Source organism: bacterium (genome assembly GCA_016786595.1).
Lineage (GTDB): Bacteria > Bdellovibrionota_C > UBA2361 > SZUA-149 > JAEUWB01 > JAEUWB01.
In genome coordinates this window covers 24,251-43,757 of record JAEUWB010000048.1, presented here as the reverse complement: position 1 = coordinate 43,757, position 19,507 = coordinate 24,251, and the positions used below count along the sequence as shown (strand labels likewise).

The 19,507-nt window shown below is 45.5% G+C and carries 19 protein-coding genes; 14 read left to right on the top strand and 5 right to left on the bottom strand.

The window, feature by feature from the left end; genetic code table 11:
• The 3 genes from JNK13_07515 to JNK13_07505 form a co-directional block, all read right to left on the bottom strand.
• The coding region (locus JNK13_07515) for a sulfite exporter TauE/SafE family protein (protein MBL7662583.1) at window positions 1-526 on the bottom strand (526 nt) is incomplete at its 3' end.
• Window positions 527-584: 58 nt separating this feature from the next.
• On the bottom strand, window positions 585-2,756 hold the full coding sequence (locus JNK13_07510; GenBank protein MBL7662582.1) for a bifunctional (p)ppGpp synthetase/guanosine-3',5'-bis(diphosphate) 3'-pyrophosphohydrolase: 2,172 nt from the start codon (window positions 2,754-2,756) through the stop codon (window positions 585-587).
• 76 nt (window positions 2,757-2,832) lie between these two features.
• Window positions 2,833-3,084, bottom strand: a complete 252-nt coding sequence (locus tag JNK13_07505; protein MBL7662581.1) for a DNA-directed RNA polymerase subunit omega — start codon at window positions 3,082-3,084, stop codon at window positions 2,833-2,835.
• A 384-nt stretch (window positions 3,085-3,468) separates the two neighbouring features.
• On the opposite strand from JNK13_07505, the gene pssA reads away from it, so the two are divergent.
• Complete coding sequence (gene pssA / locus JNK13_07500) at window positions 3,469-4,257, top strand: CDP-diacylglycerol--serine O-phosphatidyltransferase (GenBank protein MBL7662580.1); 789 nt, start codon at window positions 3,469-3,471, stop codon at window positions 4,255-4,257.
• Here the strand turns inward: pssA and JNK13_07495 are convergent.
• Window positions 4,175-5,797 carry a hypothetical protein gene (locus tag JNK13_07495; GenBank protein MBL7662579.1) on the bottom strand — a complete coding sequence of 541 codons (1,623 nt, stop codon included), beginning with the start codon at window positions 5,795-5,797 and terminating at the stop codon, window positions 4,175-4,177. The two genes, pssA and JNK13_07495, sit on opposite strands and share 83 nt — an antisense overlap.
• A 33-nt stretch (window positions 5,798-5,830) precedes the next feature.
• On the opposite strand from JNK13_07495, the gene JNK13_07490 reads away from it, so the two are divergent.
• From JNK13_07490 to JNK13_07440, 11 genes are all read left to right on the top strand, one after another.
• Window positions 5,831-6,988, top strand: coding sequence for a hypothetical protein (locus tag JNK13_07490; GenBank protein ID MBL7662578.1), 1,158 nt, complete (start codon window positions 5,831-5,833; stop codon window positions 6,986-6,988).
• Window positions 6,970-8,235 carry a glycerol-3-phosphate acyltransferase gene (locus JNK13_07485; protein MBL7662577.1) on the top strand — a complete coding sequence of 422 codons (1,266 nt, stop codon included), beginning with the start codon at window positions 6,970-6,972 and terminating at the stop codon, window positions 8,233-8,235. The genes JNK13_07490 and JNK13_07485 overlap by 19 nt, the downstream gene beginning before the upstream one ends.
• The gene (locus JNK13_07480; protein MBL7662576.1) at window positions 8,219-8,797 is read left to right on the top strand and encodes a CPBP family intramembrane metalloprotease; all 579 of its coding nucleotides are present in this window, start codon (window positions 8,219-8,221) and stop codon (window positions 8,795-8,797) included. Before JNK13_07485 ends, JNK13_07480 begins: the two co-directional genes overlap by 17 nt.
• 129 nt (window positions 8,798-8,926) lie before the next feature.
• The gene (locus JNK13_07475) at window positions 8,927-10,702 is read left to right on the top strand and encodes a hypothetical protein (GenBank protein MBL7662575.1); all 1,776 of its coding nucleotides are present in this window, start codon (window positions 8,927-8,929) and stop codon (window positions 10,700-10,702) included.
• 35 nt (window positions 10,703-10,737) lie between these two features.
• Window positions 10,738-11,148, top strand: a complete 411-nt coding sequence (gene mscL / locus JNK13_07470; protein ID MBL7662574.1) for a large conductance mechanosensitive channel protein MscL — start codon at window positions 10,738-10,740, stop codon at window positions 11,146-11,148.
• A gap of 16 nt (window positions 11,149-11,164) precedes the next feature.
• A complete protein-coding gene (locus JNK13_07465; GenBank protein MBL7662573.1) occupies window positions 11,165-11,566 on the top strand; it encodes an ACT domain-containing protein in 402 nt (133 codons plus the stop codon).
• 343 nt (window positions 11,567-11,909) lie between these two features.
• Window positions 11,910-12,332, top strand: a complete 423-nt coding sequence (locus tag JNK13_07460; GenBank protein ID MBL7662572.1) for a hypothetical protein — start codon at window positions 11,910-11,912, stop codon at window positions 12,330-12,332.
• A 124-nt stretch (window positions 12,333-12,456) separates the two neighbouring features.
• Window positions 12,457-12,939, top strand: a complete 483-nt coding sequence (locus JNK13_07455; protein MBL7662571.1) for an Rrf2 family transcriptional regulator — start codon at window positions 12,457-12,459, stop codon at window positions 12,937-12,939.
• Between the two features lie 19 nt (window positions 12,940-12,958).
• A complete protein-coding gene (locus JNK13_07450) occupies window positions 12,959-13,954 on the top strand; it encodes an SO_0444 family Cu/Zn efflux transporter (protein MBL7662570.1) in 996 nt (331 codons plus the stop codon).
• Between the two features lie 349 nt (window positions 13,955-14,303).
• Entirely contained in the window at window positions 14,304-14,837 is a 534-nt protein-coding gene (locus JNK13_07445) for a hypothetical protein (GenBank protein MBL7662569.1), read from the top strand.
• A gap of 341 nt (window positions 14,838-15,178) precedes the next feature.
• Window positions 15,179-15,937, top strand: coding sequence for a hypothetical protein (locus JNK13_07440; protein MBL7662568.1), 759 nt, complete (start codon window positions 15,179-15,181; stop codon window positions 15,935-15,937).
• A gap of 82 nt (window positions 15,938-16,019) precedes the next feature.
• On the opposite strand, the gene rfaE2 is transcribed toward JNK13_07440, so the two are convergent.
• Window positions 16,020-16,493, bottom strand: coding sequence for a D-glycero-beta-D-manno-heptose 1-phosphate adenylyltransferase (gene rfaE2, locus JNK13_07435; protein MBL7662567.1), 474 nt, complete (start codon window positions 16,491-16,493; stop codon window positions 16,020-16,022).
• 3 nt (window positions 16,494-16,496) lie between these two features.
• Here rfaE2 and JNK13_07430 point away from each other — a divergent pair, with 3 nt between their 5' ends.
• Window positions 16,497-17,591, top strand: coding sequence for a trypsin-like peptidase domain-containing protein (locus tag JNK13_07430; GenBank protein ID MBL7662566.1), 1,095 nt, complete (start codon window positions 16,497-16,499; stop codon window positions 17,589-17,591).
• The gene (mutL, locus tag JNK13_07425; GenBank protein MBL7662565.1) at window positions 17,584-19,500 is read left to right on the top strand and encodes a DNA mismatch repair endonuclease MutL; all 1,917 of its coding nucleotides are present in this window, start codon (window positions 17,584-17,586) and stop codon (window positions 19,498-19,500) included. Before JNK13_07430 ends, mutL begins: the two co-directional genes overlap by 8 nt.
• Window positions 19,501-19,507: the final 7 nt, after the last annotated feature.

The window sequence follows — 19,507 nt, the reverse complement described above, 5'->3', positions numbered from 1 at the left end:
TTGCATTTGCAGCGATTAAACTCAAGCCAAAGCAGTGCACAAATGTCATGAAGACCAGGGGGCCAGCTCCAGCGCCATAAATGCCCAGGTAGATCGAAATTAAAAAATATAAAAAATAACCAATTTGAGATTTGTCTTGAGTAGCAGTCTCAGAATCTTGCTTGGGGTTTCTCAAAAAAGTAACTGGTAATAACATTAAGGTTAAACCAGCTACAGCGGTCTTCATCCAAGGACCTTGTGGTAGCTGGACGAAAATATAAGCACCCAGCAATGTGCCAAGAAATTGAATCAAGACTAGCTTTGGGACCAGCTCATGGTTGATATTATTAGTTTTAGAAAAGCGCAGCAGTGAGCCGATCACCATCCCCAGTGCGCCAAATTTACTGGTGGTCACTGCGATTTGGGGAGTCAATCCGAAATGTACTAAAAGCGGCACAGCCATCAATCCCAGTCCACCTGTGATTGAACTGATATAGCCGATGAGTATCCCCGCGAGGGTAATATAGAGATCCTGAAAATCTAGCATCAACTGGATTTAACATGCTGCGACTCTTGCAGCCATGAATTTTTAGTATTGTTTGCTGCTAGGCTTGTGCGCGGCGTTTACGTTCTACTGACATCACGCCGTCAATCTTTTCTAGCGTTTTCACGACCGCCTCAAGTTGCGTTGCTCCAGAGATGGAAATTTCAAATTCACCAAGCGAAGATCCATCAGCGCGAGTTTTGAGTGAAGCGGTGACGATATTTGCACCTTGGCTAGCGATCGCTTGAGTGATTTCAGCCAAGATTCCTAGACGGTCACGACAACGCACCATTAATTTTACGGAGCGTATTGCTTGAGCCTGATCGTCCCAGGCAACCTCAATCAAGCGTTGCTGATCGAGGGCCGTTGCTTGTGGGCAATTGCGCGTATGAATGACAACTCCTCGGCCGCGAGAAATATAGCCGACGAGCGGATCTCCGGGTAGCGGTTCGCAGCACTGTGCAAAATGAAACACCATATCCTCAAAGCCACTGACTTTAATGCCCGATTTGTCTTTAAGGCTGCGTGCTGCTTTCTGGAAAATTTTCTGTAAGATCGTCGTTTCTTGTTTGAGTTTTTCTTCAAGGTTTGTTTCTTCGGGAAATAGCTTGGCAATCACTTCAGTGGTAGTTAATTTCCCGTAACCAATATCAGTGAGCATCATTTCTTCATCACTGTAGCCTAGATCTTTAGCAGCTTTGAGAAGTTCGCCGGATTTTTGGACCTTCGGCAGCGTGGACTTCATGCGCTGCAAATCTTTGGCCAAGACTTCGTTGCCGACACTGATGGCGCGCTTACGTTCTTCAGCCTTAAGCCAGGCACGGATACGCTGTTTGGCGCGCGTGGTGACTGCAAGGTTTAACCAATCTTTGTTGGGAACTTGCTTGGTGGTTGTTTGGATTTCTACGGCATCGCCATTTTTAAGTTTGTAATCAAGAGCAACTTGCTGACCATTGATTCTTGCCCCGGTGCAGTGATTGCCAACCTCGGAGTGAATCGCATAGGCAAAGTCAATTGGAGTTGCCCCAGCTTGTAGCGCATAGACATCACCTTTCGGGGTAAAGACAAATACCTCGTGTTGAAACAGTTCAGCCTTAACCGTGGACATGAACTCTTTGGGGTCACGTAAGAGTGAACCCGATTCTACAAGTTCTTTGATCCAAGTAAATTGCTGACCTTCTTGTCCAAGTTGAGCTGTTTCGCCTTCTTCCTTGTAAACCCAGTGTGCGGCAATCCCGCTTTCAGCGACGTTATGCATGCCCTCAGTGCGAATTTGAATTTCAATGCGCGCTGCACGTGGGCCAATCACGCTGGTATGCAGCGATTGATAGCCATTGGGTTTGGGCATGGCGATGTAGTCTTTAAATCTTCCGGGAATCGGCTTCCAAGCTGCATGAATTGCGCCAAGTGCTGCGTAACAATCCATGGTTGTCCCGACAATGATGCGAAAGGCAGTTAAATCGTAAATTTCATCAAAGACAACTCCCGAGCGCTCCATCTTTTGGTAAATTGAGTAAAAATTCTTAGAACGACCCGAAACTTTGCCCTGGATATTATTTTGTTCAAGTTCTGTAGAAATTAAGCGTACAACTTCTTCGATATATAAATCACGCTCACGTTTTTTTGTGGCCACACTCTGTTTGATTATTTCATATTGGTTAGGGTGCAGATGTCTGAGCGAGAGATCTTCAAGTTCAGACTTCATCCAATAAATCCCCAGCCGGTGGGCAAGTGGAGCGTAAATGTCTATCGTCTCCTGGGCGATGCGTAAACGCCGGGCTTCAGATAAAAATTCTAAAGTGCGCATGTTGTGAGTGCGGTCACAGAGTTTGACTAAAAGCACACGAATATCTTTTGACATGGCCAGCAGCATTTTTCTAAAATTTTCTGCTTGAGCTTCTTCGCGTGAGCTAAAATTGACCTGGCTGAGTTTAGTTACTCCATCAACAAGTTGCGCTACGTCCTGTCCAAATTGTTGCTCAACTTCCTGGAGCGTAACCGAGGTGTCTTCAACTGTATCATGTAAGAGTGCTGTGACGATTGAAGCCGTATCGAGGCGTAGCTTTGTAGCTAGGAAGGCAACTTCAGTTACGTGCGTAACATAGGGTTCTCCGGAGGCGCGTGTTTGTCCCTGATGATGATGACGCACGAATGCATAAGCGCGGTGAATCAGCTCAATGTCTGGATTGGGTAGATAGCCCTGAACGGCAGAAATGACGTCTTGTAGTTTCACTTAGCGCTAACTCGATGATGTAAACTTAGAGCGCTTTACTACGTAAATCGTGAATTGCTCTAAGGTGTTTACTATATCAGTGAGCGTGTCCGTTTGCTAGCTCGTTTGTCGTAGCGTCAGGGTTTTCTTCAGCTTCAGTGGTTTTATTAAAGCGCACTTTGCCGTCAGCAATTTCGCGTAGCGCCGAAACAATTGCTTTATTACCTTTTGTTTCTGTAACGGGAGGTTTGCCGGTGAGTAATTCTTTGGCGCGTTTCGAGGCAAGCCGCACAAGCGCAAAGCGGTTAGTTTCGTTTTCTAAGCAGTCTTCAACAGTGATGCGGGCCATAGTTTTTTTTAAATCTCAAAAAATTAATGCAGATTACAAATAATTGTAGAGTGTAAATTCGCCTGAAGAAAAAATACCAGGCGTAAAGTAATCCCCACCGTCAGCGAATCAAAGATCGAGGGCAGTGCTCTATTTATTTGTACGGGACTTAACGTCGCAGAATTTTTAATCATTTTCTATAAAATCTGCAAGTTTTTGTAGCTGATATCTTCTAGGGGCCTGAAATTTAAGGTGTTTTTGTGGTCGTGCATAAGTTTCAAGCCGGGACAACAATATTTTAGCACGGGATAACGAGGCAGGGGACAAAGTGGATTGATCAGGTTAAGCTAGAAAAGCTTAAGGGCAAGCGTAAGCCTAAGCCTTAACTATTGATATAATAAACGTATGAGAAAAGTTACAAGATTTAGACCAAAAATAGTGCGACCCAAGATTGAAGAGCCTAAGCTTTTGATTCCCAGCTTAGTAACGGTGATCGGACTTTTTTTTGGTTTTCTGGCAACGATGTATGCAATTAAAGGGCAGTATGCGGCTGCTTCTCAGGCGATTGCGATTGCAATGTTTCTTGATATCATGGATGGGCGCATTGCGCGGCGCTTAAACGCAACGACTGCCTTTGGTAAGGAGTTCGATTCTCTTTGCGACATGCAATCTTTTGGGATCGCACCTGCCGTGCTCGTTTACTCTTGGGCCTTCGCGCAACAGCTCGATGAATTTGGAGTGCTCGTTGCATTTTGCTTGGTTGCTGCTGGGGCATTTCGTTTAGCGCGTTTTAATGTGCAAACGGAAATGAAAAAGAATTTCACAGGTCTGCCCATTCCAGGCGCTGCTGCCTGTATTGCCGCCATGGTTTACGCTTTTCCTTATCGACTTGAAAATCAATATTTAATAGCCTTAATTGCCTTATACACATTTACTTTGAGTTTGCTGATGGCTAGTCGCTTTCCCTTTCTTGGACTAAAGAAGGTAAAACTCAAGGATATTAATCCAGCTTATTTTATTTTAAGTATTGCGGTCCTGGTTGGATTGAGTTGGTACTTAAACCGCTGGATGTTTTTACTGCTTTCCTTGTCGTATTTAGCAACTGGTCCAGCTATTGTTTGGCAGGAGCGTCGTCAAGCTCGTACTCCCCAGGCTGGTATGAAGGATCAGGACTGGCATCTTGAGCAAAGATAAAACCGCTTTGTCCATCTGGCGTAATAATTTCTAACCATCTGCCAAGTCGCGCAGTAGCTTTTACATGAGCCTCAGATCGTAAATGCGCAAACGGTGCTTCAAGTAGTGAAGGGGCCTTACGCACATCGGTAGCCGTGACTGTCTTAAAGAAAATTGGCACTGAAAAATGATCAACCTCATAACCCTGCAGCTTGCTACCATCAAGCGCAGGCCCACTTGCCGCCCCGCCACGATGCTCTGGTGTTCCAAGGTTTCCCGGGTTTGTGTCGACAATTAAATCTGGCCGCGTCGGACGTTTTGCCGGAGGCAGTTCGGGAGTGAGGTCTTCAATTTTAGTTTGTGCGTATCCGCTGGGGTCTAACAGTGGATCATGCTCTGGCTGAGTTTTGTCTGCTGGCAGTGAAGCAATCCCGTCAGAAGAGTTGTTTGTTGCGGGCGGCGTTATGCCTGAGTTTGTGTCGTGATCGGGAGTTTGAATTTTTGCTAGAGCTTGTTTTTCGAGATCACTGATGGCTTGAGTTTGGTTGCTTGGTTGGTTTGGCTGGGTCTGATCTGAGCTTGAGGCTTGCTTGTTCTCGAAAGATAAATTTTCAAGTCTCGATTTTAGACTTTCTAGGGCTTGAGATTGTGTGCTCGAATCAGTTTTAGTTTCAGTTGGGATCATTGGCTCAATCACTGGAGCAGGCAAGCTGATTATTTCTGCTTGTGCCGGTTTGATTGCTGCCAGGCGCTTGAGAGTTTGTTGTGTCAGATACTTTTGATAAGCGTAGTAGCCTAAAAAAACTAGAGCAACTAAGGAAAACACTGTTGCCATGAGGCGTTTAGAGAAAATTGGATTTGCTTCAATCGTAGGAGTTTGCGGGTGAGGAGACGCTGCTGTGGGGTCGAGGCTCCAAGTTGTGACTGGAGTTACTACTGCGGGTTGGTCTGCGCTTGGCGCTGTTGCTGCGCTTGGCGCTGTTGCTGCACTTGGCGCTGTCTCTGGAATAGTTTGTAGAGATCTAATTGCTTTAAGTTTTTGTGTTAGTTCTTCTAAGGTATGTTTGAGCGTGGTAAGCTGCGCAGGGGATTCACGCTTGTCAGTTGCGCGAGCTAATTCATCTTTCAAAATTTGTTGAGCTTCTTCGAGAAAAGTTTTTTTAGCTGCTGTGTTGAGATCTAGATCGGGGCTCGCAGTGTAGAGCTTCCAGCCACTGGTGAGGACTAAGCCAGCAAGTTTTAGTTGGTTTTTGTCCCTTAGACGTTTTGCTAAGGTGTAATGAGTTTCAACGGCAAGTGGGTGAAGACTTTTCTCGGCGATCAGTTTTGCGTTGAGTTCTTCAAGTGGCGCACTTAAGACTCCAAGTGGCAATTTACGCTCTTCGAGTTGTAAGCGAATCCACCACAGTTTTGCGGCAAGTGATGCAGGATCTGTTTCGAGGTATTTATCTAGTAGCTGTAAAGCTTGGCGATAGTTGTGCCGAGCAATTGCCTCAGAGATTTCTGGAGTGATTGTAGAACTGAGTTTTATTGCCGGTGCTGAACTGAAAATGTTATCCATTGAACTCTACTTGATAAGTATCTATATATAGTTATGAGACTATTTCCGAAAGATTGCTCAATACTTGCGATATTTCTTGTGTTTACAGGCTGTTTCCGCATGGGCTTACCGGAGCATTTTGCCTTGAATGCGCCCCCAGCCAGTCACCAGCAAATTTTAAATTCATCCGCTGCTACAACACTAATCGTCATTCCCGAGGCTAAAAGTGGGTCTCTCGGAAATCAGTATGTATTTGGCCTAGTGCCGCTAACTCGGGTTTATTTTGAGCAGGGTATTGAACGGTATTTACATGAAATATCAGTGCAAACAGTGGAGCGTTTGCGTGGACCAAGTGTGGAGGTTTATCAACAAGACATTCCTGCACTTGCCAAGCTCTATCGTCCCGAGCAGGTTTTGAAGCTTGAGCTACTGCGTCCGACGGTGAATGCCTATGACTTACTTTTCACGCGCTTGGTGTCTTTGAGTGGGACACTGCGTTGCTCGGTGTTAAATTACAAGGGCAATGTTCTTTATAGTGCGACTTACGAACTTGGTCTCAAGCGTCTGAAGTCTACGGGAAATGCCTTGGTCTTGAGTAGTTTACTGAAATCCGAACTGCAGCGTTTATTAGTTAAATTTTTGGAAGAATCAATAAGTTTTAAAAGTCAAAGTCAACTGCAGACTACTAGTACGCGTGGCGTTCTCTTAGTGAATCAACCAAAGCTCGAAGCGCGTCTCGATGCTGAGCTACTGCAGGCCTTCGCACAAAGTTATGGTTTTAATAATATGGGACCGTTGCCCCAAGAGGCACTAGTGCGCATTGCTGAGCAGGGGGCGCTTAGAGCTGCACGCGAGGTTGGGCTACAAGTTGGTCGTGCTGACATTATGCCGAGCATGCATACTCAATCTGGGGATCAATCTTTGCCAGCAAATTTTATGACTGCCGTTACTAAGATTGAACAACTTGAATTAGTCGGTACTGAACTGCAATTAAAACTACAATTAGAATTGATTGATCTTAGCGGTGGCATAAATCAGCAAAATCAAGTAGGCAAATGGGATTGCGTTTTGCGCGAGCAGCAAGATTCGAGTAAGGATGGAGCGTTGGTTGTGGCCTTAGAGAATGCAAGCAACAAAGCTTGGCGATCGGCCCTGCTCGGTCCACAGAATCTTGAGAGCGCAGACAAGGATTTATGCAAGATCGTGAAGTAAAAGTTGCGACTGATCTTGGCACCGGCCAGATCACTCGTGCTGACAAAAAAAGCTGGACCGAGCGAAATGACTTGCCACGCCGCGCTCAGTATCGCCGTCAAATGCAGGCATCCGTTCAGCCTTGGGCTGTGGCGACATTAAAGCTCATACTTACGCCACTTTTCAGTCGCGTTTTTAAAACCCTTGATGTCGACGGCTTTAATGAGCTTCGTGAGTTGCTTGCGGCTGGCCCAGTAGTTTTGGCCCCGACGCATCGCAGCCATTTTGACTATCTACTTTTGACATATTTTTTTGACAGGCAGGGGCTCAGGCTGCCTTATATTATTGCTGGCGATAATTTGAATTTTTTCCCCGCAGGCTTTTTCTTGCGCCGTTCTGGGGGACTTTTTATCCGACGTAGCTTTAATAATGACCGCCTCTACCAAGAAGTTTTCGAGAACTATGTCAGCGAGCTGCTTGAACAGGGTAAAATGCTTGAGGTCTTTATTGAAGGTGGGCGCACGCGCTCGGGGATTTTACGTGAACCTAAGCTAGGATTTTTGAAAACGCTCGTTGGTTTTTTGGAACAAGGCAAGCTAGCGGATCTGAAGATTGTTCCGATTTCAATTAATTACGACCGGGTTATTGAGGAAACGGATTTAGCGCGTGAGTTTTTAGGGCAGAGTAAACCCAAGGAAAGTATCTTTGAACTGCTCGAGTCTTTCTTCCGACTCTTTAAAAAAGAAAGTGCCTGCTATATCCGCTTCCAGCAGCCACTGGCGGTTAGAGATTTTATCCTACAGTCTGAGCTGCGAGCGAATATAGAGCGTGGCTATAATGGGGAAGTTTGGCATCAGGTTGAAAACTTGGCTCAACAAATCATTACCCAGGCCGAAGCGGTAGAGGTGATTACGACACGCAATATTTTTGCTGCAATCTGGAGTTTTAATAATTTTTCAAGAATGCACGTTGAGGAATTATATCGCCAAGGCCGCAGTCTTGCAGATTGCTTGCAAGGTGCGGGAGTTGAAGTTCGTTATGCGCACCATTTGGAATTGCTCGAAGCGAAAATTGAGCGTTATGGCCATCGTTTGATTGATGGTTATTTGCCTGATCCAACTGAACTAGCAAGAACTGCGGAGCTTTATTATCTACGCGCACTGAGTAGTCATTTCTTGCGTCTTGAAAATTCAAAACTTGAGCTTGAGAAATTGAGCTCCGAATTAGCTGCAGTGCTCTGCCACATTCGCAATGCCGCAAAGCTCTGAAGCAGAAATACTCAAACTAACTCTAGTTTCTGAAGGAGCAATCGGCCTGGCTGGCTTTGTCGGCCTTGTCTATTGGCAGCAGCTTGAGCGGCTGAGTTTGTCTGTCTCGATGATTGCGCTAGGTCTTGCGCTGGGCTTAATCTTAACGTTTTTTAATTTTAACTTAGAACGTTGGTCGAAAAAAATCCCGATCCTGCATGCTCAGTTAAACCTGCTACAAAATGAAATCTTGATTCCACTCGCCGGTAAGCTCTCACTTAGTTCAATCTGTTTAATTTCAGTTATGGCTGGAGTGGGCGAGGAATTATTTTTTCGCGGATTATTAGATCAGCTTTTAGGGATTTTCCTTTCTGCTAGTTTATTTGGTCTGATTCATTTTCTTGGTAATCTAAAGCGTTTCTATTTAGTTTGTGTCTTATACATCTTAATTGGCCTACTCTTTAGCCTGACTGTGCAAGCTTTGATGGGCAATTTAGTTGTGGTGATAATTGCACACGCATTATTAGATTTGCTGGCGCTGTTTAAAATCAGGAAAAAAGGCCTAGAGATGCAAATTTCATAAAACCTACTAACTCACTCTGTTATCGCACTTCTCATTCTCGAAAAAGGGTAGTAAAACTCCCCAACTTAATTTTTCTAATCTTGAGCACTACTCTTGAGATTAGATCGATCTATCTCGGAGAATCTATTCATGAAGAAATTTTCAGTGTTGACCATCACCTTAATTCCACTTGCGTTGTTTGCATTGGTCAGTTGTTCAAAGGAAGAAGAAAAAGTGCAACCTAAGGTGCAAGCTAAATCTGGCACAGGCGCTTTGCCAACGACAGCGCAGCAAGAAGTTTCACTTGCAGATGAAATGCCACTTTTAACCGCACTTCCTCCCGCTACAAATGGATTTTTATTTTGGAATACGTCCAGTGAAGCATACAAGAAATATTTAGCTTCTCCTTGGGGACAGCACCGTATGCGTCAAATTGACCCAAAAACATACGGAGAAGTTTTTGCTCGTTATTCAAAGGCCTTTGAAACCGCTGGCCTTGATTTAAATAATTATCAAGCTTGGGAAAAGTTTTTCGCAAATGGCGTTGTTTTCGTTGCGACAAATCCAACCACGGGCCCAAGCCTAGGACTTTACTTTGAGAGTGCTCCCGGCTCTAACCTGACACAATCAATGAATACACTTTCAACGGAGCTTGCAAAAGCCGGGGCTAAGCTTTCCCCGCCTCAGTATAAGGGAATTTCTGGTTTTGGACTTGATCCAAAGCAATTTGATGCTCCCGCGCCTGCTGGACAAACTGAACCAGCAGCTGCAGCAAATCCCGCGACAAATAAAGTTATCCAAGTTGCTTGGAAAGACAATCGCGGTGTGATTGCTTTAGATGGTTGGCTGGTCGAAGAGCTTTTTGCCAAAGGCTACAAAGAACTTCCTAAGGTTACAACATCATCAGCATATACTGAATTAGCAAAACGCTTCCCGCACGCTAGCGAGCGTTTTGCGATGGGCTATTTAGACATTAACGGCATGTTGGGCCAATTTGGGGCAATGCTACCTGAAGAAGGCAAGCAGGCGATGGCCAAAAATCCAGTTGAGGCAATCGCTGGAGTAGGCGCGATGACCTCATCTCCTGAATCGCGACTCTTTGCTAAATATTCACCTAAGGACGAAGAGCAGAAAAAATATTTTGATATTGTTGGCAAAACAGCAGCCGATGATATTATTTCTGTACTTCCCAAGGGAGCACTTTTTACACTCAGTCTTGATGGTCAAGCCTTGAAGCGTGCGAAGGACACTTTCATTGGCCCGATGGCACAAGACCCTGCAGTGCAGCCTTTCATTGGAGCAATTGATTCCTTAACGCGCTTAGGCGTTTCTGCGAAAATGGCTGCTCCAGGCCAATCCCTCTTGCCGATACCGGCGGTTTCAATCGTTGCTTCTTCGAGTAAGCCTCAAGAAGTAGAAGGTGTTGCGAAAATGGTTGCAGAAATGGCAGGTGTGCAGTTCGGTGTTCCCGGTGGTGGCTGGACTGACACGAATGTGGCCGGAGTAGCTGCTAAATCAATGCTGGTTCCTGGCGGAGTTAATCTCCATCTTGCCAGCACAGGTTCTTTTGTATTTTTAACTTCAACTCGTGAAGGCTTAGAGAATCAACTTGCTGTTGTGCAAAAGAAAGGTGCGGGCTTAGCAGAAGGCTTTACTCCAGAAGTAAAAACACTGCTGGGTAGCGAACCTTCGCTGGCCAATATCTATGTGGACTTTGCTGAGCTTAGCGATTTCATGAAGAACATGGCAGGCACGCTAACGATGTATGCGCCGCAAAACGATCAAGCTAAGCAGCTTTTTGACGAGAAATCTCTCGATGAATTAAAGCGACTTGGTGTGATGGCTAGCGCGATTCAATCTGAGCCGGGGCTAATTACAATGCGTAATTTTTATGCCCAGCCAATTGCCGTTCAACCAAAATCATAAATTTGATTGATTAAAAAGGAGAAAAAACAATGGGAATGCTTCAAGAATTTAAAGATTTTGCCGTTAAGGGGAACGCCATTGATATGGCTGTTGGTATCATTATCGGTGGGGCTTTTGGTAAAATTGTAAGTTCACTAGTGAGCGACATTATCATGCCACCAATTGGAAAACTTCTGGGGCAAGTCAATTTTACGGATCTCTACATTAACCTTTCGGATAAGACCTATAGTTCTCTTGCTGAAGCGCAGAAAGCTGGAGCTGCGACTTTAAACTACGGAAATTTTCTCCAAGTTTTAGTTGATTTCTTAATTATTGCTTGGGTGATTTTTATGTTGGTGCGAATGATGAATAAGATGAAAGCACCTGCGCCAGCTCCAGCAACTCCACCGGCACCGCCTGAGGATGTGCAGTTACTTCGTGAAATTCGCGATCTTTTAAAACGTTAAAACTTGCCGAAAGTTTATAGGCGCAATTTTGGCTGAAAAAGATTTAACGCAGTTACTTAAAAACCTGTCCCCGCGGCTTATCCCCGGGGACTTTGTTTTTTTAACAGTCCAAGAAGATGAAGTTGCTGAATTTGGCAAAACCCCGCTGGCCTTATTTCGTGAAGAAGAAGCTGTGACCATAGTGATTGAGCGCAGCTTCGTAGACCGTTCCAAGCGTTATTTATCACAGCCCATTTGGGCCTTAATTACTTTAACTGTTAACTCAGATCTAGAAGCTGTTGGCTTGATTGCTGCTGTGAGTAATGCGCTTAAAGCGCAAGAAATTCCCGTAAACGTATTTTCTGCTTTTTTCCACGATCACCTTTTTGTGCCGAAATCCAGAGCTAAAGAAGCTTTAGAGGTTTTGCAAGGGCTATAGTGACTTGCCTTCCGATTGCTATCTCTACTTTAGCTTAGGCTTGAACTTATACTTCCCCTGATACTTCTGCTTGAACTTCTCCTGCTCCAATCTTGTTTGTTGGATTGCCTTGTCCTGAAATGTCCCGTCCTGAAATTTACCCGCGCAAGTTAGCAGTAAGCAAGCAGGGAAAGGATAAGGGGAAGTAGAAGTTCAAGCCTAAGCCTGTTAACTGCAGTCGCTACGATGCCCCTGAGTTCCAACCGAGTGAACAATCATTCCAATTCGATCAGATCAAACTAACACTATTTTTCTGAAGCAAAGTTGGCGCTCAACCGGATGAGATTATGAAGGGTATAGCGTCATGGAAAAAATGGATCTTTCAAAGAAGACAGAGGCGGTTGCGGTGGTGGAGCGAAAGAACGCGGATTCAAAGCTCGACACAAGAGCGAAGATTCTCGCGCATTTATTGCTTACAAGCCAGGCGCTTACCCTTGGTTTTTGCTTAGCTACTTTGCAAGCGCTTGATGGGATCTTAACTTCAATCGGCGTTTCACGTTTTGGGTTACGTGCGGAAGCAAATCCAATTCTTCGCGCTTTAATGGAACAGTTCGGACATATCCCAACTTTAACAGTGGTAAAGACCGGAGCAATTGTGATTGTGATTGCCTTAACAATTATGGCTCACAAATTGCCATGGCTTAAGAGTGCCATGGGCGCGCTAGCCTGCTTTTATATTCTCGCTGCAGTCGCACCCTGGACTTATATCTTGCTTTACAAGTCATAAGCTTAAAACGATTAAGCTCAAGCCTAAGGCACAAACCTAAGATTGTGCCAGGCAGATTTTCGACTTAGCCGTATTAGATTCTACAACATGACAACTTTCTCCGAATCAGTTAGAATGCTGACCTATGAGAATCACACAGTGGGGAGAATACGGGCTGCACTTTGCCCTCTTAATTGCTGAACTAGAAAAGGCTGGCCGCCCAACGGTGCACGCCCCTGAACTGGCAGAGAGTCTCAAAATTCAACTCGAATACGCGCAGCAGATTTTACAGCGCCTGAGAAAAGGCGGAATCATCACCAGCGTGCGTGGCCCGCATGGTGGATACAAACTAAGCCGTTCTGCCGCTGAGATTAACCTACGCGATGTTTTAATTGCTGCAGAAGGTGAAACTTTTGAAATTATTTGCGACACTAAGCCGCTCGATAAGAATTGGTGCCGTGCCTCAGGGGGCTGTAGCCTGGGCCATGTTTGGCACGAATTAAAAACCCATGTAGACTCGTTTTTAACTGACCGCACACTGGATAAGCTTTTAAGTGAAGGCTCGATGCGACCACCAGCGGCAATTATCCCTATGCCGCTTGCTAAAGAATTTAAGGGCGAAATCTAAATTAAACGATTGATACAGCATGCTTGATTTTTTTGCTTCATGGCTAACTGCGACCTGGTCAATTGTCTTTAGTAGTGCCCCGTATTTACTGCTAGGCTTCTTCGTGGCGGGGCTGATTTCTCAATTTTTACCACTAACTTTAATTGAAAAAAGACTTGCGCAGCCTGGAGCTACTTCAGTTTTTTGGGCGACTGTCTTTGGATTGCCGCTGCCGCTTTGCTCCTGTAGCGTGATTCCAGTTGGAACAGCGCTACGCCAAAAAGGTGCAAGTCGCGGTGCGACCGCGGCATTCTTGATTAGCACTCCAGAAATTGGCGTGGATTCATTTATCCTGAGTTTAGGGCTTTTAGGCCTACCGCTGACGCTGATTCGAGTCGTTGCCGCATTTTGCACAGCCTTTGTCGTTGGGTTTTTTATCGATAAAACTAGTGAGGCGAATGTCACTCGATCAGGTCCTGGAGTAGATGCAGATCCAGCTTGCTGTGAGGGACACCTTGGTAAATCAAAACTAAAAGTGCTTGAGCAACCCTTACTTGTTCAGGCAATCTCGGCAAATTTTAGTTCACGTTTGTTTTCGGCATTCCGTTATGGATTTATTGATCTACCTAAAGATTTGTTTAAAGTGTTAGCAGTTGGCTTTGTTCTTGCTGGGCTTTTTAGCGTGCTTGTTCCAGATGATTTCTTTTTGGGATTTTCTAACGTGCTTGCGGTGTTACTGATGCTAGCTTTATCCTTTCCCTTATATGTATGTGCAACTTCTGCTACGCCCCTAGCAGCTGTTTTACTAGCCAAAGGGCTTCCTCCGGCGGCGGTGATTGTATTTTTACTTGCTGGTCCAGCTTCAAATATCACTACAATGGGAGCTGTGCGAAAGTTCCTCGGGAAAAAGGCGCTTTTGCTTTATCTCATTGGGGTTTCGACGATGACTTTGATAACTGCCTCAATTGTTGGAAGTTTTTTTGATCTAAAAATTCCTCATTTACTGTCTACGGATCGGGAAATTCATCATCATTAAATAGCATCGAATCATGCTTCCGCTGACTTATCTTGATCGACCCTGATCATTAGCTTGATTCTTTTTCCGGTACGGCTAAAATAGCGACAGTTTTTCCAGTTCTTTCTAATTGTTGCTTTGAGTAGTTGTTTTAACTGTCTCTCTACTAGGAAGTGGAGCACATCTAGTAGAGAGATGAGGTCAGATCAGGTTTTATTTCCCCGTGTTTTCTGAATCCCCAATTGCATCTGTGATTTAAAGTAGCTTTGACTGCCACGTCGTTATCGATTGCGGTGGCCAAAGCTACTTTGAACCATTCAGGTGACGGCCTGGTGTGAAATGGGGATGAGGAGTAATCCATGGAGGAAGAATGAAAGTGATAAGCGTAATCAAACGTGTCGGCGAAATGCTGACGTTAGTCAATTGGTCAGAGAAACTGGAACGACCGGAGGGCGCAATGACTGCCAGTATTAGTCTTGCTGATCCATCGGGAGCTAGGCCTTCTGATGATTGGAAGAACTGGGGCGTCCTTGCCGTTAAACTCGGCCCCGAAGATGAGGGAGATGAAGGAAAGCTTCTCTACGCTTCATCTGCAACATTGAGCGATCTCGGTAGCTTGGCCGAAAACCCTAATAGGGAAGGGGTTCGGTTTATCGGAAGTGTGTGGAAAAGTGCGGAAGGAAAACTCGAATTCTTCATGCAAGGCACTTGCACGCATCCTGTCGAGGGGTCTTCTCTCGTTGCTGTAGCGATCGGGCCACGTAGCAACGAGATGATATGTCATGAAATCGTCTGCTTCGGTGACGATGATTTCGAACAGCTCATGCAATGCCTCGTGGGGGCAAATGTTCAGCTTCGGCAAGACACGAAGCCTCTAGCCGACATCGGCGCAACGGGCGGATAATGTCTAGCGCTCGTTTGCTTTAATCTTTGAGGGCATTGTTACCCATGCGAGTGTGGTTTCAGAGTTTACTCTGAGGTGACAACCTACTCGCATGGGAATTTTTCTGGTTAGCTTTGACCCATCTCTCATTTTCAGCACTTTTGAGAAAGATTGCTGATTATGCTATCACTTTCTATCCTTAAATCGATCTTTGAAATCTCTTTTCTTGAGTAACTAGTTTATCAATTCAGTTTGATAATATTCATCTTGGTTTGTGGGGATTTTTGCCGAGCGATCGGCAAATGCTTGCAAACCAAATGTGGAACTTCAGGTTTTACTAAGGTTAAAAGCGGAGAACGAACATGAAGATTGAAAATCTCTCAAGGAAACTCGTCGTCGCTCTCTTTGGTGGGGAACCGCCGGTCGACCCGGTCAAGTTCCTTGTTGAGAGAGCCCAATCTGAGGAACAGCGCTTTACTGCTTGGACAGTGTGCGCTGTTGTCGAAGCAGCCAACCACGCGAAGCGGCCCATCAACATGCTTTCAGCTCGCGAATACGTTAAATCCAGAAATTTGGCGCTTGCGTTCTGGTTGCACGCGATGGGGATGATTAAGCTAACGGAGGATCGTCCCGAGCTGATTCGTTTCTGGGCAGTCAAAAACAATCAACAGGACATGGAGTGGGGGCGCCACCTTGCAACTCAGATTAACGCTGCTTATCAATCGTCAACTCCAAGCTGGAATCATGCAGGAGAAATTGCTGCTGCTCTCTCCTTCCTGGACAGAGGCGATCAAGATAGGACAGCTGGGATTGTTGCTGACTACATCGACTGGCTAGTTGAAACGAAAGCGCCATACGAAATGATTACGTTGGTAATTGGCTACTGCTACGAGGAAGCCTTTGCTGATGTGGATCCGTCTCGCATCCTTCATTGGGCGAACTACTCAGGACAACAGTGGTTTAAAGTGCTACTGCTGATGGTCATTCCGGATGAAGTTGCGCACACCCTGGCGCAAAGGTTAATCGAGCAAAACGAAGCGACTAACAGCGAAAAGCCCGTCGTTGCTCTTGCTCGGCTCTTTCTCGAAGCAGTTGAAAATGACAACTCCCGTCAGGCCTAACTACAGATGTTTTAGCCCAAAGAATTTACACCTCTTTGGGCTATGCTCTGTAACTGATTTTTAAATCCACATTTTGGTTTGCTTATAATTTTTTAATTTTCTCGACTAGTCCCGTGGTTGAGTGTCCAGGATGAAAAGGAATGGAAAGGACCTTTCCGCCATAACTTTGCACGAAATCTGCACCAACTATTTTGTCCGGTGTCCAGTCGCCACCTTTGACAAGAAAATCAGGACGGATCTCTTGAATTAATTCAAGCGGCGTATCTTCATCAAAGGTCACGACAAAATCCACCGCACGAAGCGCTAAAAGCATCTCTGCTCGCTCTGACTCAGTCACAACTGGTCGAGCAGCACCCTTTAAGCGCTTGGTTGAGGCATCGCTATTCAAGCCAACGACCAGAAGATCACCAAGCTTTTTAGCTTCCGCCAAATAACGGATGTGACCAACATGTAAAATATCAAAACAGCCGTTTGTAAAAACTACCCTTGCTTTAGCGCTAGCTTTGCCAGAACGAGATTTTGCGATACTGTCCAGTACGTTTGATTTATCAGTCATGTTATGAATAAAAGACTATTTATCTTTTGCCTGCTCCTCATTGCTTACATCTCCTACACTCTAGGACAGAGTAACCTCATCGACAATAAGCCAATAACTCCAGCAATTGCTCAGAATTCACAAACTTTAGCACCACGCACTACTGATGAACAATCAGTGATTGATGCCTATAAAAAATACAATGAAGCTGTGGTCAATATCAGCACTCGTGCGGAGCGCATGGATATCTTTGGGCCAGTAGCCTCTGAAGGCGCAGGGTCTGGGGCAATTATCGATAGTGAAAAGGGCTATGTGATCACAAACTTTCACGTGCTGGAGGGTGCAGAGCAAGTCAGCGTTTCTCTTGCTTCGGGAGAAGTTACTGAGGTTAAGGTTATTGGCGCAGACCCTGATAACGATCTAGCACTCTTACAAATGTTAAATCCTCCTAAAGACCTTCAAGCCATTCCTCTTGGTGATTCAGCGGCACTTGAAGTTGGACAACGTGTAATTGCAATCGGCAATCCCTTTGGTCTTGAGCGCACTCTGACAACTGGAATTATCTCCAGCTTGGGCCGAAGCATTCGTGCTGAGAGTGGAAGAATGATTCAGCAAATCATCCAGACCGATGCTTCAATTAATCCGGGAAATTCGGGAGGCCCGCTACTTGATGCAGCAGGAAGAATGATTGGCGTGAACACTGCAATCATCAGCCCTACGGGACAAAGTGCAGGCATTGGCTTTGCCATTCCAGTAAACCAAGTTAAAAACGCCATTCCACAGCTGATTCGCTACGGTAAGGTGCTCCGTCCACGGATTGGCGTGATGGTTGCCGACCACCGTGCAGGCTTGCTTGTTTTGAACGTTCAAGACGGAAGTCCCGCAGAAAAAGCAGGCATTAAGGGGGCGCGCAAAGTTTATCGCCAGGGGCCATTTTTAAGAGTGATCGATGATATTGCTAATGCCGATTTCATTGTTGCGGTGAATGACAAAAAGGTTAATTCAAAATCTGAATTTTTGGATGCATTGGATACTGCGCAAATGCAACAGCAGATTAAAATCAAGGTTCGCAGTGGTCGTACTGAACGTGAACTAGAATTAGCTCCAGTTTATGAATAATCAAGTAGTTCAGCACAGCGTAGCTCCTCAGATTAGAATCCTCGACGATTTAGTAATTAACCAAATCGCCGCAGGTGAGGTTGTGGAGCGGCCCTATTCCGTGGCTAAAGAGTTAATCGAAAATTCGCTTGATGCTGGAGCAACTGATATTAAAGTTGTTGTCGCTAATGGCGGGCTTAGCTCGCTTGAAGTAATCGACAATGGTTGCGGCATTAACGCTGCTGAAGCACGCTTGGCGCTTACTCGCCATGCCACTTCAAAAATTCAATCAACTTCTGACCTTGCCGCAATTAATACCTTAGGCTTTCGTGGCGAAGCGCTTTCTTCGATTGCTTCCGTGGCGGAATTACGACTCCAAACTCGCACAGCTCAAGCACCAGAGGGCATTGAAATTAATCTTGAGGGGGGTCGAGAAGTTGCTGCCGCACAAGCATTGTCGCTCCCGGTCGGAACGCGAATCCGCGTCAATCGCATATTTTTTAATACCCCAGCGCGGAAAAAATTTCTTAAAAGTGAACGCACCGAGCTTGCACATATTAAAACTTTGGTGCTTGATTATGCCTGCGTCTATCCACAAGTGCGCTTCACGATTGTTGCTGATGGCGAAGAAGTAACTCATGCTGCTCCAGCGCTTGATTTTGTTACGCGCGTTAAAGATTTAGAGCTTGCTGGCTCAGACCCAATTTACTGCAAAGAAACAAATGCGAAAAATGGCTACCAAGTTGAAGCACTCTTAAGTAAGCCGCTAGAAAATGTACCAACTGCGCAAAAACTCAGGCTCTTTGTGAATGGTCGCAGTGTGCGGGATAAGCTTTTGCTTTCTGCTGTGCGTGACGGTTACGGGCAATATCTGAAGCCTGGCCGCTACCCACTCGGAGCACTGGCCTTAACTTTACCGACCGATCTGGTGGATGTAAATGTTCATCCACAGAAATCAGAAGTGCGTTTTGTTGATTCGCGGAGTGTATTTCTTGCTGTATCACGTGCAATTAAGACTGCTTTAAGCGCAGTGCCGGCCCTAGAGTCATTAGAGACAAGCACAAATTTTACTAGTCGGCAGGCAGATCTGGGTGATTTTAGTTATCCTCTAACGACTAAGCAAAGGCTTGCGGAGCAAATCCCTGTTATTTTTTCTGAAAGAAGTTCTAGAAGTGCAGAAAATTTTAGTCAGCCGGTAGGCGATTTTCCCTCTCTAGCAGCATGCAATCTATCAGTAGCTTCAGATCTAAGTAGCGAGACGCACGACCTACTGCCTGAGCAAATACTAACTGCCGAGCAGCGCTCTTTTCATGCCGAGGCGATTAACCTTGGAACTTTGCGCTTTCGCTTCATTGGCCAAATTTTTAAATGCTTTCTACTATTTGAGGGGCAGGATGAGTTTCTTGTGATTGATGCTCACGCCGCTCACGAGCGGATTCGTTTTGTCGAACTCAGGGAACAGTATGCAGCTGGGCGAATGCGCTCACAATTATTATTAATCCCCGAAGAAGTTGCGGTTCCCGATGAGGAAAACCCACAGGCAATTATCAGCGCCATTACAAAACTTGGGTTCGAAGCCGATGTTTTCGGTCCCAATACAATTTTGGTTCGCGCACTACCGGCGATTCTTGCGCGCTCTTCAGCGCGGGAAATCCTTGAAGATCTCTTTGAATCAAGCGCTTGGTCGGGTATGGGTGGAGTGGCCTTAGAAACTGGAATTTCCACTCGCATTGATCAAATTTTAACACGCATCGCCTGTCATAGCTCGGTGCGTAGTGGAAGAGTCTTAGAGCCAAGCGAGGCGCATCAACTGCTGATTGATATCACTCGCGCCGAATCTTCAGCCTTTTGTCCCCATGGACGACCCGTCTTAAAAAGCTTTTCTAAGACTGATCTCGAAGCATTTTTTGGGCGAGATTATAAATCATAGTTAGCAC

What these genes read in the sequence shown, in the direction of transcription:
- JNK13_07485 (MBL7662577.1), top strand. Translation starts at nt 6,970, where the DNA reads ATGCAAGATCGTGAAGTAAAAGTTGCGACTGATCTTGGCACCGGCCAG.
- JNK13_07475 (MBL7662575.1), top strand. Translation starts at nt 8,927, where the DNA reads ATGAAGAAATTTTCAGTGTTGACCATCACCTTAATTCCACTTGCGTTG.
- JNK13_07445 (MBL7662569.1), top strand. Translation starts at nt 14,304, where the DNA reads ATGAAAGTGATAAGCGTAATCAAACGTGTCGGCGAAATGCTGACGTTA.
- JNK13_07450 (MBL7662570.1), top strand. Translation starts at nt 12,959, where the DNA reads ATGCTTGATTTTTTTGCTTCATGGCTAACTGCGACCTGGTCAATTGTC.
- JNK13_07460 (MBL7662572.1), top strand. Translation starts at nt 11,910, where the DNA reads ATGGAAAAAATGGATCTTTCAAAGAAGACAGAGGCGGTTGCGGTGGTG.
- JNK13_07505 (MBL7662581.1), bottom strand. Translation starts at nt 3,084, where the DNA reads ATGGCCCGCATCACTGTTGAAGACTGCTTAGAAAACGAAACTAACCGC.
- JNK13_07480 (MBL7662576.1), top strand. Translation starts at nt 8,219, where the DNA reads ATGCCGCAAAGCTCTGAAGCAGAAATACTCAAACTAACTCTAGTTTCT.
- JNK13_07440 (MBL7662568.1), top strand. Translation starts at nt 15,179, where the DNA reads ATGAAGATTGAAAATCTCTCAAGGAAACTCGTCGTCGCTCTCTTTGGT.
- mscL (MBL7662574.1), top strand. Translation starts at nt 10,738, where the DNA reads ATGCTTCAAGAATTTAAAGATTTTGCCGTTAAGGGGAACGCCATTGAT.
- pssA (MBL7662580.1), top strand. Translation starts at nt 3,469, where the DNA reads ATGAGAAAAGTTACAAGATTTAGACCAAAAATAGTGCGACCCAAGATT.
- JNK13_07455 (MBL7662571.1), top strand. Translation starts at nt 12,457, where the DNA reads ATGAGAATCACACAGTGGGGAGAATACGGGCTGCACTTTGCCCTCTTA.
- rfaE2 (MBL7662567.1), bottom strand. Translation starts at nt 16,493, where the DNA reads ATGACTGATAAATCAAACGTACTGGACAGTATCGCAAAATCTCGTTCT.
- mutL (MBL7662565.1), top strand. Translation starts at nt 17,584, where the DNA reads ATGAATAATCAAGTAGTTCAGCACAGCGTAGCTCCTCAGATTAGAATC.
- JNK13_07490 (MBL7662578.1), top strand. Translation starts at nt 5,831, where the DNA reads ATGAGACTATTTCCGAAAGATTGCTCAATACTTGCGATATTTCTTGTG.
- JNK13_07430 (MBL7662566.1), top strand. Translation starts at nt 16,497, where the DNA reads ATGAATAAAAGACTATTTATCTTTTGCCTGCTCCTCATTGCTTACATC.
- JNK13_07495 (MBL7662579.1), bottom strand. Translation starts at nt 5,797, where the DNA reads ATGGATAACATTTTCAGTTCAGCACCGGCAATAAAACTCAGTTCTACA.